Origin of the sequence: Marinibactrum halimedae (genome assembly GCF_021234875.1) — a bacterium.
In the GTDB taxonomy this organism is placed as follows: domain Bacteria; phylum Pseudomonadota; class Gammaproteobacteria; order Pseudomonadales; family Cellvibrionaceae; genus Marinibactrum; species Marinibactrum halimedae.
The window spans coordinates 23,836-40,813 of the sequence record NZ_JAJQVM010000006.1; the positions used below are offsets into that span (position 1 = coordinate 23,836).

10 protein-coding genes are annotated in these 16,978 nt (G+C 44.6%); 7 read left to right on the forward strand and 3 right to left on the reverse strand.

Annotation, left to right across the window (positions count from 1 at the left end):
- Window positions 1–77: 77 nt before the first annotated feature.
- Window positions 78–212: a hypothetical protein gene (locus LU351_RS20645; protein WP_269783295.1), complete on the reverse strand. Its 135-nt coding sequence runs from the start codon at window positions 210–212 to the stop codon at window positions 78–80.
- Between LU351_RS20645 and tssC the strand changes: the two genes are divergently transcribed.
- The 7 genes from tssC (at window position 202) to LU351_RS05020 (ending at window position 11,682) form a co-directional block, all read left to right on the forward strand.
- On the forward strand, window positions 202–1,929 hold the full coding sequence (gene tssC / locus LU351_RS04990; protein WP_232592958.1) for a type VI secretion system contractile sheath large subunit: 1,728 nt from the start codon (window positions 202–204) through the stop codon (window positions 1,927–1,929). The genes LU351_RS20645 and tssC overlap by 11 nt on opposite strands.
- Window positions 1,930–1,931: 2 nt before the next feature.
- On the forward strand, window positions 1,932–2,411 hold the full coding sequence (gene tssE / locus LU351_RS04995; RefSeq protein ID WP_232592959.1) for a type VI secretion system baseplate subunit TssE: 480 nt from the start codon (window positions 1,932–1,934) through the stop codon (window positions 2,409–2,411).
- Entirely contained in the window at window positions 2,408–4,237 is a 1,830-nt protein-coding gene (tssF, locus tag LU351_RS05000) for a type VI secretion system baseplate subunit TssF (protein WP_232592960.1), read from the forward strand. Before tssE ends, tssF begins: the two co-directional genes overlap by 4 nt.
- A complete protein-coding gene (tssG, locus tag LU351_RS05005; protein ID WP_232592961.1) occupies window positions 4,201–5,361 on the forward strand; it encodes a type VI secretion system baseplate subunit TssG in 1,161 nt (386 codons plus the stop codon). Before tssF ends, tssG begins: the two co-directional genes overlap by 37 nt.
- Window positions 5,362–5,622: 261 nt before the next feature.
- On the forward strand, window positions 5,623–8,373 hold the full coding sequence (tssH, locus tag LU351_RS05010; RefSeq protein ID WP_232592962.1) for a type VI secretion system ATPase TssH: 2,751 nt from the start codon (window positions 5,623–5,625) through the stop codon (window positions 8,371–8,373).
- A gap of 153 nt (window positions 8,374–8,526) precedes the next feature.
- On the forward strand, window positions 8,527–10,059 hold the full coding sequence (locus LU351_RS05015; protein ID WP_232592963.1) for a type VI secretion system contractile sheath domain-containing protein: 1,533 nt from the start codon (window positions 8,527–8,529) through the stop codon (window positions 10,057–10,059).
- Between the two features lie 663 nt (window positions 10,060–10,722).
- Window positions 10,723–11,682 (forward strand): sulfotransferase family protein, encoded by a 960-nt coding sequence (locus LU351_RS05020; protein ID WP_232592964.1) that lies wholly within the window; start codon window positions 10,723–10,725, stop codon window positions 11,680–11,682.
- 115 nt (window positions 11,683–11,797) lie between these two features.
- Here LU351_RS05020 and LU351_RS05025 read toward each other — a convergent pair whose 3' ends face one another.
- On the reverse strand, window positions 11,798–16,144 hold the full coding sequence (locus tag LU351_RS05025; RefSeq protein ID WP_232592965.1) for an EAL domain-containing protein: 4,347 nt from the start codon (window positions 16,142–16,144) through the stop codon (window positions 11,798–11,800).
- A gap of 3 nt (window positions 16,145–16,147) precedes the next feature.
- Entirely contained in the window at window positions 16,148–16,564 is a 417-nt protein-coding gene (locus LU351_RS05030) for a BLUF domain-containing protein (protein WP_232592966.1), read from the reverse strand.
- Window positions 16,565–16,978: the final 414 nt, after the last annotated feature.

Below are 16,978 nucleotides of genomic sequence, written 5' to 3' on the forward strand. Positions count from 1 at the left end.
GCTAGGTTGAAAAAACCTATTGAGCTGGTAAAACCACCCTCTGTAACGCACGGTGTTACAGAGGGTTTTGTTAAAAACTACACCAACCACCCACAACTGTGTTTTACAACACACGCGCTGCAACCTTGTTGCACACTTCGATTGGTTTTCACACTGCGATTGAAGAAATACCCTGCGGCGGTTCGGTAAGGGAAGATATCCGTGTCCGACACAACAAATCACCCTCCACACCCTAAGAAGCCCTCGGCAACAACGCCAACCGACGATACGTCCGCGACCCCATCGCCTCTTTCCGAAGACGCCCTTGTTCCCTCTGTGGACGACTTACCAGGGGATGACTTATCTCTGGATGCACCGTCTCTGGATAATCTGTCTTTGGATGACTTAGTTGAAGACTTTGACAATCATCAGGGCTTAGCCCCCATGTCAGTATCCATAGGCAGATTAGGTGGCACAGAGCAAGAAGACCTCGAAGAAGACACCGAGCTTAGCCCTGAAGAGCTAAAACGCTTACAACAACTGAAAGAAATCTCAGACCAATTAAAGATTATTGCGGGTATCTCTAGCGCGTTGGGCACCCGAGACAAACCCATCGCCAACTTTGCCATTTTAATCGCCGAGCTGGATGGTCTGATTGGCGACCAATTAGATGCCATTTTGCATCACACAAAATTCCAAGCGCTTGAATCGGCATGGCGTGGTGTTTATAAACTCATCGAAGCTGCCCCCATCAACGCCAACATTAAAATTAAGTGTTTAGACGCCAGCTGGCGAGAAGTAACGCGCGATATTGAACGTGCCGCCGACTTTGATCAATCGGCGTTATTTGACCTGTTTTACAACCGAGAATTTGGCATCGCCGGTGGAGAACCCATGGGCGTCGTCTTGGGTGATTACCATATTTGTCATCGCCCACTGCCAGATTATCCATACGATGATGTCTCCACCCTAAAAGGCATTGCTCAAGTCGCTGCAGCGGCTTTTTGTCCCTTTATTTGCAGCGTTCGACCCGAATTTTTTGGCTTAAATAACTTCGAAGAAATCAGCAATAACATCAATTTTCAAGAAGCCTTTCGCCAAAAAGAATACACTCGCTGGCACAGTTTACGTGAATTAGAAGACAGCCGATTTATTGGCTTGTGCTTACCGCAAGTACTGCTCAGAGAGCCCTACCGACAAGACAACAATCGAAGCGGGCACCTTGTTTATGATGAGATCGTGTCTGGTCGAGATAACCAAAAATTATTATGGGGCAATGCCGCCTTTGCGCTGGGCTCGGTTTTAATACGCGAGTTTGCCGAAACCGGCTGGTTTGCCCACATTCGCGGCGTGCCTCGTGACCACCACGGCGGCGGCCTCGTTACCCAATTTCCAGCACTGCATCAAACGGTCGATCATAGCCCGTTGGTGCCCAAAATTATTACGCCAGTGTTAATCAGCGACATGCTGGAACGTGAACTCAGTGAAATTGGCTTAATTTGCCTATGCCAATGCTACGACACCGCCATGGTGGCTTTCCGCTCCGTCCCCTCTATCCAGCTACCCAAACGCTTTGCCCACAAGGGGGCCACTGCCAATGCCCGCCTCAGTGCAATGTTGCAACAAATACTGTGCGCCTCACGCTTTGCTCAATACATCAAAGTCATGACCCGCGATAAAGTTGGTTCATACACCAGTGCCGCCGATTGCCGCCGCATGTTACAAAGCTGGCTCAACGAATACGCCACCGGCCGAGACGACCTTGGGTGGGAAATGTTAGCGAGATACCCTCTGCGTGAAGCTCGAGTCGAAGTCTCTGAAGATCGACGCAGCCCAGGCAGTTACCAAAGCGTGATTTATTTAAAGCCCCATTACATTGTCGATCACTTAGTGTCTGAGCTGAAGCTGACCACCACACTTGCTCAAGCCGCCGTTGGCACAGGAGGATAACGATGAAACTCAGTGAAAAGCGGCTACTTGCCCCCGTATTGGATCGACTGATCGATACCAGCGATATTGCCGATAACGCACAACCTCATAAGCTTTTACGACAAATTCGAGAAAGCGTTCGTCGTGATTTAGAGCATTTACTCAATACACGCTATAAATGCTTATCACACCCCGAAGGGTTAACACATCTGGACACCGCCATCACTGAGTTTGGCTTGCCAGATTTATCGACCGTCAACCTCACCGCCTCCACCAGTCGTGAGCGTTTTTGTCGAGACATTGAAGACTGCATTTTAACGTTCGAACCCCGTATTAAAACGGTCAAAGTCATCAGTGAAGGAAAACCAGACCCGGAAGACCCCGTCATTCGCTTTCGAGTGGAAGCCGTCTTACATATTAATCCGGCAGCGGAAGTGATCATATTTGACTCCTCACTGAACCCCGTTACTCAAAATGTTTCCGTATCAGAGGTAGGCGCATGAGTGATTCCCTGCTACATCATTACGAAAACGAGCTGGCGTTTATTCAACAAACCGCCGCCGAATTCGCAAAAAAACACCCTGCAGCGGCCTCACGCCTGCAATTAAATGAAGACACCATCGAAGATCCATTGGTTGAACGGCTTATTTCAGGTTTTGCCTACCTAAACGCCCGCATTCAACACAAATTAACCGATGGCTTTCCTGAACTCACCGACGCCGTACTCGATACCGTCTACCCGCATTACCTGCGCCCAATTCCCTCCATGGCACTGGTGTCGTTTGAACCTGACCCACAATTGGACAAACCCGAACACGTACCCAAAGGCACACTGTTAGAAAGCGACGTGTTTAATGGCGAGAAATGCCGATTCACCACCTGCTACGACACCGATATTTTACCGTTGAAAGTGCATGAAGCTGAGCTGATGGCCAGACCCTTCATTGCGCCCGGTTCCAATGATGTACCCGGTGCCGCCGCCGTTTTAAAAATTCGGTTAAAGGCGTTATCCCCGGATGTGTGTATTGGTGAGTTTGGCTTAAAAACACTGCGATTATTTTTGAAAGGGCAAAGCCAGTTTGTTTATCCCACTTACGATTTGCTGCTAACAAAAACTCTGAAAGTGGTTTTTGCTCCCTCTGATGACGCCGAGCACCCTTCCTTCGCTGGGCCAGAACTACTCTCTCAAGTAGGATTAAATGCGGAAGACAGTTTATTGCCCTACCCGCTGCAATCGTTCACCGGTTATCGATTGCTGACCGAATTTTTCGCCTTTCCAGAAAAATTTCACTTTATTGATATTAATGGGCTGGATATTCATGTCGATGAAAGTTACGGCGATGAATTGTGCCTTTATTTGTACTTAAAAGATTCCAATACCGAACTGGAGCATCAAATTACCGCGCAATCCTTTGCGCTGGGCTGCACGCCTGTTGTGAATTTATTTGAGCAAGACAGCGACCCTATAGCGCTCAGTCATCATCAGTACCAATACCCGGTTATTGCTGATTCACGACGACGTAATCAAATGGAAGTCTACAGCGTGGACAAGGTAACCGCCCACGCGTCCGACGGCTCCAGCACAGAATATCTGCCATTTTATGGGGTAAACCATGCAATGGCAGGAAAAGAAAGCGCGTATTGGTTTTCTCAGCGTGAACCGGTAGTAGAGGGCGAGCACAATAATGAAATGGCCACTGAGGTCAATCTTTCGCTGGTGGATTTAAATTTCAATCCTCATTTGCAGAAAGACCAAACGCTGGCCTTAAAACTCACCTGTTCAAATCGTAATTTGGCGAAGAAACTGCCTACCGGTAATAATCAGCCCTATCTAACCCCAGTAGAAGGTGACCTCACCGTAGAGCGTATTGCCTGTTTAGTCTCTCCCACCGCAGCCATTCGCCCTCCCATGCGTGAACGCAGTTATTGGCGACTGATCTCTCATTTAAATTTAAATCATTTATCCTTAGGCAATACACCAGGTTCCAGTGATGCTTTAAAAGAAATCTTAAGACTTTACGATTTTAAAGACTCCGCCAGTACACGAAAAATGATTCAAGCTGTTTTGGGGTTAAAAACCAAGTCCATTACCTCCCCGATACAGGTCGATGGCAGCATTGTGATGTGCCGAGGCACAGAAGTAGAATTTGAACTAGACCCAATTTTACTGTCCGGCACGAGCCCATTGCTGTTTGCCAGTGTTTTGGAAAAATTCTGTGGGCTTTATTGCTCAATTAATTCATTCACCAAAGTCACCGCTAAAATTCACGGTAAAGACGGAGTATTGAAAAGATGGCCACCCAGAGCCGGCGAAAAAGCGCTGCTTTAATCGATCAATTAGTTGACACTCCGTATCAGTTTGAGTTTTTTCAAGCGGTACGCTTGCTTGAGCGTGCCGCCGCGCTCGCACCCGATTACGATGGCTTCGCCTCAGCCCCACCGGGCGGGCGAGCCCGTGCCGGTGATGAGGCCATTCGGTTTCGCAATGTTAACCGCCTCGCGTTCAACAATTCCGATATCAGTGATATCAAGGCGGTCAGTACGGTCGATTTCGGCGACCAAGAAGGCCCTGAACAACGTTGGCAAGTTGACAGCTCTATTCTCGGTTTAACCGGTAGCCATGGTGTCATGCCTTACTATTTAAGTGAGCAAGTCATCCGCGAGTTGAAACAAAAGAATCCGTCCCTCAAAGAATTTTTGGATATTTTTGAACACCGCACGTTGTCACTGTTTTACGAAGCATGGCACAAGTATCAACTTCCGGTGAATTACGAACGTAATAAACAGCTCAGTAAACGCCGCCCGGACTCTTTCACACACCTATTTCTGTCTTTAATTGGACTCGGGTTTGACGAGCTTTCTTCACGAATGCGAGTGAGAGACGAAGCACTTATTGGGACTGCCGCTATTTTTGCCCGTGGTGCGGTTACCGAAGAAGGCATACGTCAACTCATGAAACACCACTTTGATTTGGACGTTACCGTTAAACAGTTTGTGGGTAGTTGGCAAGAACTACCGCCCGATATTCTCACACGATTGCCAGGTGAAGACGTACCCGCAGGACAAAATAATTGCCTTGGCCTTAATGCCATTATCGGCTCTCATTCTTTCCAAGCCCAAGGAAAATTTGCCGTGATTGTCGAGCCACTGCCCATTGAACGCTACATGGAGTTGTCCCCCGGCAGTCGTAAACTAGAATCCATTAAATCGTTACTGGACTTCGCCACTGGCAATGAATTTGAATTTGAAATTGAAGTGAGCCTAAGTTCAGCAAGTGTTCCCCCCGTGCAACTGGAAGATGAAGCTGAGCCCATGCTGGGCTGGAATACCCATTTGGATTACAAGACAGATTCAACAGCGGTCACCATTGTTAAACTGCCCCAAGACATTTGTGCACCCGATGAAGGGCTACCTGTAATCACAGAACCTTCGCTGTCGCCCCAACTGGGATAAAGGGTTTTAACTTAAATGGAGTGACATAAAAGTGCCTTATTCCAAGTATTGATTTTCATGATGTCATGGAAATTAATACCACTAAAAAAACGACTTACAGAAACAACGCTTAAAAGAATAACGCTGGATTAAATGCTGTTTATTTAAATACAGAAAATTAAAGCACCGTACACATAAGGACGGATTGATCTCGCAATGGACTGTTGTGGGTGATACCAATAACAATTCGAATTAAAAAAAGATACATAAAGGATAAACTCTATGATCAATATCAATCTTAAATCCCTGGTCGATAAAATGTCACCGACCTTGCGTGACAGCCTTGAAGGTGCCGCCGGCCTCTGTATCACACACACTCACTACAATGTGGAAATTGAGCACTGGCTGTTAAAGCTCTTAGACAACAGCGATAATGATTTAAATTCGTTGCTCAAAAAGCACGACATCCACTTACCGGCCATGGCCAGAGAACTGGCCGCCGGCATTGCAAAATTTAAAACCGGCAGCAGCCGCCCAGCCTCCCTCTCCCCTAATATTGTCGATGCCAGTAAAAATGCCTGGATGTTGGCCTCCGTTGAGTTTCAACAAAGCACCGTCACCTCGGCCCATTTATTGGCTGCCCTGATTTTGGATGATGTCTCACGTCATGAGTTACTGAAAAGCTGCCCTGAATTAAAAAATATTGCACCAGAATCCATTCGCGAAACCGCTCGCAGTGTGTATGGTTCAAGCTCTGAATCCGCCGCTGCCGTATCCAGTACTGATGCAACCGTTGCTGGTGGCAATGAAAATATCAAAGCTTCGAAAACCCCCAGCCTTGACAAGTACACCGTGAATTTAACAGAGCGCGCGAAAAAAGGAGAAATCGACCCGGTACTCGGTCGCGATGAAGAAATTCGTCAGTGTATCGATATTCTTACTCGCCGCCGCCAGAACAATCCCATCCTTACCGGTGAAGCAGGTGTGGGCAAAACCGCTGTAGTAGAAGGTTTTGCGTTGCGTGTGGCCGAAAACGATGTACCCACGCCATTGCAAGGCGTTATTGTTCGCACGCTAGATTTAGGACTATTGCAAGCTGGCGCCAGTGTAAAAGGCGAGTTTGAAAATCGTTTAAAATCCGTCATTGAAGAAGTAAAAGCCTCCATCACCCCCATCATCATGTTTATTGATGAAGCCCACACCATGATTGGCGCAGGCGGAAAAGAAGGCCAAGGGGATGCGGCAAACTTATTGAAACCCGCGCTGGCTCGCGGTGAATTACGCACCATCGCTGCCACCACTTGGGCAGAATACAAAAAATATTTTGAGCGCGACCCGGCCCTTACCCGTCGCTTTCAGGTGGTGAAAGTAGAAGAACCAGACGAAGAAAAAGCCATCGATATGATGCGCGGTATCTCACCCAGCTTACAAAATCATCATAAAGTGCGCATTTTGGATGAAGCCGTTGTTGCCTCTGTCAAATTGTCTCATCGTTATATTCCAGGCCGTCAATTACCAGATAAGTCCGTTAGCTTATTAGATACAGCCTGTGCTCGTGTTGCCTTAAGCCAATCGTCTACCCCTTCTGCCATGGAAAATGCCCAGCGCCGAATTGAGACCGCGCAACGCACCATTGATAAATTACAGCGCGAAAATATCGCCACCGGCGAACACGAAGAAACGTTGTCGGCACTGAACGATGAAAAAGCCAACGCCGAAGCGTTGCTTGAAACCCTCACGGCGCAACGCGAAGAAGAAAACACGGTTATTACCGAACTGAAAGCGGTATACGATCAAATTGATCAACACTACAACCAGCTCAACGGCGAGACGGTAGAGAACGACACCACAAACAGTGAAGACACCACAGACAGCGAAAACGCATCTGACACTGCCGAACCTGAAACTCAAGAGGAAAGCAGCGCCGCAGCCGACATCGACCTACCCGCTCTGCAAGCTCAGTTAAAAACCTTGCAAGAAAAGTTGGCCTCGATTCAAGGTGAATCGCCGTTAATGCAGCCCAACGTAGATGAACAAGCCATTGCCGAAGTCATCGCAAACTGGACCGGTATTCCCGTAGGGAAAATGGTCTCTGACGAAATTACGAACATTCAAAATTTAGCAAGCCGACTCGAAGAGCGTGTCATTGGTCAACCTCACGCCCTACAAGCCATTGCCCAAGCGGTACAGACCTCACGGGCAGGCCTGACCGACCCAAGAAAGCCAGTGGGGGTATTCCTGTTTTGTGGCACCAGTGGCGTGGGTAAAACCGAAACCGCGCTGGCATTGGCCGATCAACTCTTCGGCGGAGAGCAAAACATTACCGTCATTAACATGTCGGAATTTAAAGAAGAGCACAAAGTCTCTATGCTGTTAGGCTCACCTCCAGGGTATGTGGGTTACGGTGAAGGCGGCGTATTAACCGAAGCCGCTCGCCGGAAACCGTATTCGGTGATTTTGCTGGATGAAATGGAAAAAGCCCACCCGGGTGTACAGGACGTGTTCTACAACTTATTTGATAAAGGCACCATCAAAGATGGCGAAGGTCGTGATATCGACTTTAAGAACACTGTTATCATTATGACCTCCAATGCCGGTGAAGACGCCATTCGCGCCATCATGCAACAAGTGGAAGAAAAACCCGAACCAGAGGTTTTACTCGACAACATTCGCCCACACTTGCTGCAACACTTTAAGCCGGCCTTCCTTGGTCGCGCCAACGTCATTTCCTACTACCCGTTGGAAGACGACGACTTAATGAAAATTGCGCAAATTAATTTGCGTAAAATCGAAAAGCGTGTGCGCAATCATTACGGTGCATCGTTCGATTATCATGAAGACGTGTTACTGCACATTGTGGCGCGCTGCCAAGAGTCAGACATTGGCGCACGGAATATCGAAAATATTCTTAATAAAACCCTTCTGCCCGAATTAGCATCAGAATGTTTGAATGCCATGGCGAATGAAGCACCGATCAATCACGTTGCCATCGGCGTCTCGGAAGAAGGCGAATTTAACTATACGTTAAGTTAATTCCTTTACCCCACACTCAACGGAACTGCACCCATGGAGATGAATATGAATAGCAACATGAATCTCCATCGGGCCGCTTCCCTGAAACGAAACTTCACTTTCACTGTACCGGGACTTTCCGGTTAGTCAGTGCCAACCGCCAAGGAATTAATCATGTCTCGCGCCACCACCACTGCATCCAGCACGTTTTCATCGGGTGACGAACAAAGCCCCACCCCAATTAACACACCCGTCCTTAAAGTTGCCATACTGGGTGATTTTAGTGGTCGTCAAAATCAGGGGCTGTGTGAACCAGAAACCATTGCCACTCGCACGATATACCACCTGAATAAAGATAATTTCGACAATATTTTCAATCGCATGAAAGTCCGCTTGCAATTGCCTTTCATGGATAACACCATCGAGTTTTTCGAATTTGACGATTTACACCCAGACTACCTATACAGCCGTGTACCGTTATTTGAGCGCTTTATTGAACTGCAAAAACAATTACTGACTCCATCCCAATTTGATACGGCTGCCCGAGAAATCCAAAGCTGGGCGCACTACGAAGCGCCGAAAGCAGAAGCGGCTCCGAATACCGACAATACCGATGCGGCAGCAACGGCCTCTCACAGTAGTGATTCGTTATTAGATACCCTGTTAGGCAATAGCCAAGCGGTGCAGTCTTCATTGGAAACCACCGAGCAAAAAATCAGTGCCCTGATTAAAAGTATTGTTTCCCCTTATGTGGAGTCTCAAGACGACCCTCGGCAAGATGCCTTACTCGACGCCCTTCTCGCAGCCACCAATGAATCCATGCGTAAAATCATGCATCAAAGTGATTTTCAATCATTAGAATCCAGTTGGCGCGCCATTTATTTTCTTCTCCGCCGTTTAGAAAGCAGTGAACTCGTGCAACTGCATTTAATTGATGTGAGCAAAGAAGAACTGCTGGCCGATTTGGAAGCCGCTGATGGGGATTTAGAAAACGCCGGTATTTTCAAACGCTTGGTCAGCACCCAAACCAGTTACGGTGAACGCCCCTTCAACCTAGTTCTTGGTGATTTCTATGTGGAAGATACCATTGCAGATATTGGCCTGATGATTGATTTGGCCACCATTGCCGAAGCCACACAAGGGGTATTCGTCGGAGGCGCCAGCAGTAAAATTGCCGGCTGTCCAACCCTGGCCGGCTCAACCGACCCCGACGACTGGTACTACCCGCTTTCTGACGACTTTAAAGATGGCTGGAACGCCCTGCGTGAATACGACGCGACCGAACATACCATGCTCGTTGCGCCACGCTTTTTACTGCGCCTGCCTTACGGCACACAAACCTCGACTATTGATTGTTTCGATTACGAAGAGTTGGCACAAGATGGCACCCACAAGTATTACTTATGGGGCAACGGTGCCTATGCTGCAACACTGCTGTTGTGTGAAAACTATCTCGCTCATGGGCCAACCATGAGCCCGAGTCAACACACAACGCTGGGCAATATGCCACTGCACGTGTTCAAGCAATATGAAAGTAATCACGTTAAACCCTGTGCAGAGGCTGTACTCACCGATACCAGTGCCAAAGTCTTTCGCCAAGCCGGCATCTGCGTCATGCGCTGCCCACAAAATCAGGATCACGTGATGATCCCGCATTTTATATCGCTGCATGAAGAAGGTATTTTAAAAGGCCCATGGAGAGCGTAATCCACGCTCTCTCTTCTAATAACTCAAAAAGCGAAAGATAAGCACTTAGATCAAACATATAATGAAAAGCCTATGCTGCGTGCTTTTTTGAACTGTTTGATCTATAAAATTTACTTTTTATTCTATTTCAGAATCATCTAGATTCAACCCACTTTTATATCACCCCATTAAGCAATTCTCTCCGCCATTTAAGCAACTCTCTCTGCTATCGATCTCAGTTAATTCATCCTTCGGATTTTAAACGTTCGAATCGTACATTTGATTGAAAGCGTTTTTCATTTTTATTATTTTAAATGGCACGATTTTGCAACCAATCACAAATAAAGCGGGCAAGATCACTCTATTAACGTGGTTTGATTAGCATCTTTAAAAGCCATATTTCAAATAAAATAAATTTTTCTAAAAACACTTTATTATAAGAGCTGAATCGTTATAAAGGATCAATCCGAGTGAATTGATGGCTGCTACATGAAGTGATAAGCTCAGATTGGTTTTTGAACATTTTTATAAAACCTATACGACACAAGATAAGTACGAAACAAAAATTAGTACGAAACAAAATTAGTACGACATAAAATTAGCACGACAAGATAACTGTGGAGTAAGCATCATAGCTTTTTTCTTTTAAACAAGAAGACCATTTTGATTACACAGGAGAATCTAATGGTGGACGCGCAAAACTCAACTGTAACGGATTGCCCTATCTTTGTAGTTGGACCATTACGCTCAGGCACAACCATGCTCAGGCTAATGCTAGATCATCACCCAGACATGAATATTTTTGGGGAGTTCGAATGTGCTGTCTCAGAAGCCATTAATAATCAATGGCCATCGATAGAGCATTATCATGCGTTTTTAAAAACCGACCGTGAATTTGCAGATATGAAATTATCGGTCGACTCCACATTGAATTATGAACAATTAGTAAAAAGTTTTCTTAGGCAACAGTACCTGAGAAACCCTGTTAAAAAAGTGGGCGCTTCCGTACATTCACGTATGGATATGCTTCCCAAAATCTGGCCACAAGCTAAGTTTATTCATCTCCTTCGAGACCCAAGAGATGTTGCCAAATCGTGTATCGGTATGGGCTGGGTAGGCAATGTACATGAAGGCACTCAATACTGGATTAAACCTGAGAGACATTGGGAAGCATTGGAAAAAAGCATCCCAGAATCGCAACGATACACCGTACGCTATGAAGACCTCGTTGCCGAACCCGAAAAAGAATTAAGCAAAATTTGTGACTTTATCGGTGTACCCTATTCCGATGAAATGCTGAACTTGGAAAAAGACACGACATACAGCAGACCAGATGCTCGCTATGCCAATCAATGGAAGAAGAAACTCACCCCTAAGCAAATTTCACACGTTGAATATCAATGCCATGAAATGATGCGCACCCGAGGATACGACATCGCCAGTGATAAGATAGAGAAGCCCTCTATGCTGGAAATGCTGAAAATTCAAATGCAGAGTCGGCTCTATCGCATCTCATTCAATGTGAAACGTTGGGGGTTTTCACTATGGTTGCTGTTCATTATCAGTAAACGCCTGGGGTTAAAATCCCTTAAAGACTCGTGCCAATTACGCATTAACAAAATCACTGTACGCTATTTAAAATAACATTGGAGAATGGCAATACGGTTAATAGTAAGAGTCTTAACAGCAATAGCCTTAACAACAACACTTTTAATAGCAATACTTTTAAAAGCTGCAAAGAATATTAAGGCATTTGCACCTAGTGATGGTAGTTAATAAACTCCTCAAAAGGCAAAGGCTTACCCAATAGAAAACCTTGAAAGGCATCCACTTCCAAGGTTTTCAAACAATTGTACTGGTCATCCTTCTCAACCCCTTCTGCAATAACATTCAAATCCAACAAATGAGCGACCTCTTTAACGGAACTCACGATAGCCCGATTCACAGGGTCTGAAGTAATATTTTCAATAAATGACATATCAATCTTAACAGAATCTATCGGCAACTCTCTTAAATACGACAAAGAACTCATTCCCGTACCAAAATCATCCAGCGAAAACCGAAATCCAAGCGATCGGGCTTTTGACATAAATTCACGAGCCTTAACAAGATTAGACACAGCAGCAGTCTCTGTAATCTCAAAAGATATATTTTCTGCGGGAATATTATACTCTTCCACCAATTCGGATATTAAGTGCAAATAGGCCACATCCGTAATTGTATGCGCAGATAAATTAATATGTAAACGAGGAAATGTTTGACCCGCACTACTGTTATAATATTGAGCAGTACTTTTTAAAGTATTCTCAACCACCCAGCTATCAATACGATTAATTAAGCCAAACCGCTCTGCCGCTGGAAGAAAACGTCCCGGCAACAAAAATTCACCTTTTTTGTTAAACATTCGAATCAGCACCTCCCAAGAATAAATCTCTTTCGTGCTCACTTCACGAATAGGATGAAAGTACAATCGGAACAAATCATTTTCAATGGCTTCATTGATATCGGAAATGCTACGCATTTGCAAACGCTGCGTTTCTAAAACCTCGTTGTCATTACTGTGCACCTGAATTGAATTTCTGCCCATTTCTTTGGCTGCATAACAAGCCGCATCCGCATCACTGAGAACTTCAGAAATTTGATTAACATTTTGGTTAATACTCACCAATCCAATACTGACACCAACTCGAAATATTTTATCTTCCCAAGCAAACCGATATTCACGTATTTTTTGCTGTAACTTGTAAGCAATAGCTTCTGCGCCAGAGATTGAGCAACCATTTAGCAATACCGCAAATTCATCCCCCCCCAACCTTGCCAACGTATCCCTGGAGCGTAACATTTCACTCATTAATTGAGATAATTGCTTGAGCAATTGATCACCGGCTAAATGACCACAAGTATCATTAATCACCTTGAATTGATCCAAATCCAAATAAAGTAAAGAAGACTCGGTTCCATCTCGTTTCGACGAGAGAATACAACGCTCTAAACGCACCTCCATTTCATCGCGATTTACCAAACCTGTGAGCGCATCGTGAGTACTCTGCCATTTCAAACGTTCTAACTGTGCTTGCTTTTCACTCACATCACGAAGGGTAATAACACTTCCTGTAATAACACCGTCAGTACAAACATCGTCAGTACAAGCACCGTCAGTACAAACACCGTCAGTACAAGCACCGTCAGTACAAGCACCGTCAGTACAAGCACCGTCAACAACAGTGAGGTCAGTCAAACTGGAAGATTTCAGCGGCACAATAGAAAATTCAATATAAATATTTTTCCCGTATTGCGTTTTTAATGTAAAGGGCCTTGACGATTTTAAACAGGGTTCATCCTCATCATGACAACGATGAATAAGTTCTTCAATATCAACGACGTCGCCCTCTTCCTCAATCAAATGCAAGCGCTTAGTGAGCTTTTTCCCCAGCATGTCATCGCTTTCCCTTTCCATCAGTTGCAATGCAGCAGGATTAATGTACTCCACCACATGCTCCGCATTGAGACGCACTACCCCCTCCGACACCAATTCCAGTGTCGTTTGCGCCTGAGTTTTTTCCACGCTTAAGGCATACTGTGAACGTGTAAAATCTGTAGTATCGTAAAAAATGATGGTGTAGCCGTCAAAATAGCCACTCGCATTAGTATAAGGAGAAATTTGACACTGATAGTAACGATTGGCAATCTCAACCTCAATACATTGCGTCGCCAATGCTTCTTTTGCACGTTCAATAAAGGGTTGAAAATCGGGTATGCTACTTTTCCACTGTATCGCAAAAAATAAATCATCAATCTTAATTTTTTTGGCATCAAACAATACCGCACACTTACGGGTAAAGCGCTGAATTCGATAGTCAGTGTTGATTAAAAAAAAGGGGATATCCAGCGATTCTTGAATATTATTCAAATCACTCGACATTCTTGACTGTTCAGCACTCTTTATAGAATACTCTTCATTTACCGTGATTAATTCTTCATTCGTCGACTGCAACTCTTCGTTAACCGTTTGCAGCTCTTCATTAGTACTTTGGTATTCTTCATTAGACGATTGCAACTCTTCATTATAGACTTGCAGTTGCTCATTGGCAGATTCCAACTCTTCAATCACCGTCTGTAGATTTTCACGGGTAGCATTAAGCTCATGCTCCATTTGAAGAAGAGACGACTCACCCTCACCTTGGACAATTTGACTTACCTCACTGGCCGCCACTTTGAGGTAAGATACACACACCAAATTATCGTATGCACCCTTTAAAGGGCGAACAGATAAACGAATACAAATTGGCTTTCCTTCAATAGGTAAATATTGTGATACACCATTACACACCTCTCCTGTTTGACGAACCCGATAAACCAAGGCTCGACACTCAGCACGTAATGGAGGAGAAATCATTTCAAACAAATCGGTATTCACAAAGCCGCCTTTACTGGAAATAATAGGCAAATAATCTCCATGGGCATAAATCATCGCATTTTTACTGTCTACCACAATTGAGGCAGGAATAAAACTCATATTCAATGACTTAAGAATCGAGCGTTCTTTATCTAGGGTGTTGGCTCTAGTGATAGATTCACCCACCAATGGTTTTACATCCCTTTGCCTTAAAGAAGAAATAACAAGCCCAGCTGCATCGTTTTGTTTTTTTTGAAATACTTTATCTCCTTTACTGACCACCCCAAATAATTCATGACCAGATACATCCTCTGAACAACCTAAAAACAGCAACCCGGTTTCCATATTGAGTGCATAATGAAACATTTGAATTAATTCGTCTTGCAAATGCGCATCAAAATAGATGAGCAAGTTACGGCAAGAAATGATATCCAAACGTAAAAACGGCGGATCAGAAAATATATTATGCACAGAAAAAACAACTTTTTCACGAATATAACGGCGAACCTGGTACTCGCTAGCCTCCTTCGATTCATCAAAGTAGGATTCGCACCACCCCTCTGGCAGATTACTGAGTTTTTCTATGGGATAACACGCAGCCCGGGCAACTCCGATGGCTTTATCAGAAATGTCTGTGGCCAAGATTTTATAATCAAACGTGTTTGATTGTTCTTTTTTTATCTCCTCAAAGATCATAGCGATGGTATAAGCTTCTTCTCCGGTAGCACAGCCTGCCACCCACACCCGCATAAATTTAGGAGCAGGCATGGCGTTTAATTTCTCTACCAAACAATCTTTGAAAGCATCAAATTGCTCTACATCTCGATAAAACTCTGACACCACAATAAACGCATCTTGAACAAACGCTCGAACTTCTTCTTCATTGCTTTTTAAATATTCAAAATAATCCTCTAGCGATACAATACCCTTTACCGCCAAACGTCGATACAACCGCCGCTTGATTGTCGACTGTTTATAATGGGAAAAATCAATCAACGTCGCCCGAGCAACCAAATTCAGAATGGCATCGTAATGCGATTCTTCTCGAACACCAAATTCAGAGCCCTCTTCAGGTATACCCTCGTTAATAATGTTAGATAATTGCTGCCCCAACACTTCTGGCGCCCCAATCACGTCCACCATATGAGTGGCAATTGAAGCGCTTGGCATACCGTCATAGTCAGCGTGTTTAGGATCTTGCGCAAACACCAAACCACCCGATGCACGAATATCTCCCACACCTTCGGCACCATCTGAACCCGTTCCAGATAATACCACCGCAATAGAATAACGACCTGAATTTTGCGCCAATGAAGAGAAAAATTTATTGATATTCGGCTTGGGAAACGGGCCTTTTCCTGGCGTGGATAAAAAGATGCGATTGTGCTCTATTTGCACATCGGCATTCGGCGGTGAAATAAATAAACACCCAGAACAAATAGACTCACCATGCGTAATTTGACGTACGGTCAAATCGGTATCTTTCGATAAAATCTCTGCCAACTTACTTTCATGCACCGGTGATAAATGTTGGCAAAGAATAAAACAGGCTTTGTAATTTCGGATATTTCTCAGTAGCTTACGACAGGCATCCAACCCACCAGCAGAAGCACCAATTCCAATAATTAGCGTCTTTTCTTCTTCTGAAGAGGGGCTACAATCGTTGCTTGAAGACATCTGAACGAATTCACTATCCGATGTGGCGCTCATTCTTTAGCTCCTGGATCGAAAATACTGCAACAATCGCAAAGCCTTTGTAGGCTCTGCGCCCATAGTACTGATGCTTTCTTGACCTGAAAAATAATCCTTAAAACCGGGATTATCCTTTACTTCGTTATCGACATTCACAAACCCCATGCTCCAGTCACCAAACATCCTTTTTTCCAGTGGCTCATCAATTAATATTTTGACATGTGTATGACGCAGATCCCGCTCAATAGAGGTAAACAAAGAGCGAACCGAATCCGAAGGCCCTTCAATTAACTGAATAAAAGAACGATCTTTGTACAACAACAACCCTGATATGGATAATACTTCGTTTTTATTACGAGCCTGATCCAACAATTCAACTAATTCTGGAAAACTCATCAATCTAACGGCAGTAGAAATGTAAACAATGTGATGCAACATGCATCCTCTCCCTGATTTTTACTTTTTAAAACAGTTATTTTAACCCTTTAAAAATCAAACTGCACAATTCAAAAAAACCAAAATAAAAGAGCGGGAATTATTTTTTACCATAGCATACCCGCATAACAAAACACCCACACAACAAAATACCCAAACCGCATTCTCATCACACCCCATTATTTCAGAGAAAGTGCATCACGCCAGTTGCAACGCTTTTAATATTGATACGACTTTCATCACCATTGGGTTTTCCATTTCATACCACTCCTTTTCAACACTCCTTTTCAACACTCCTTTTCAACACTCTTCTTCAACAACAAAGCATCGCTATTAATAAATCATTTACACCAATCAAAAATTCTTTTTTAAGAATAAATAGAGCACTGCAATCAACAAAAAATGCCAATGGATTCA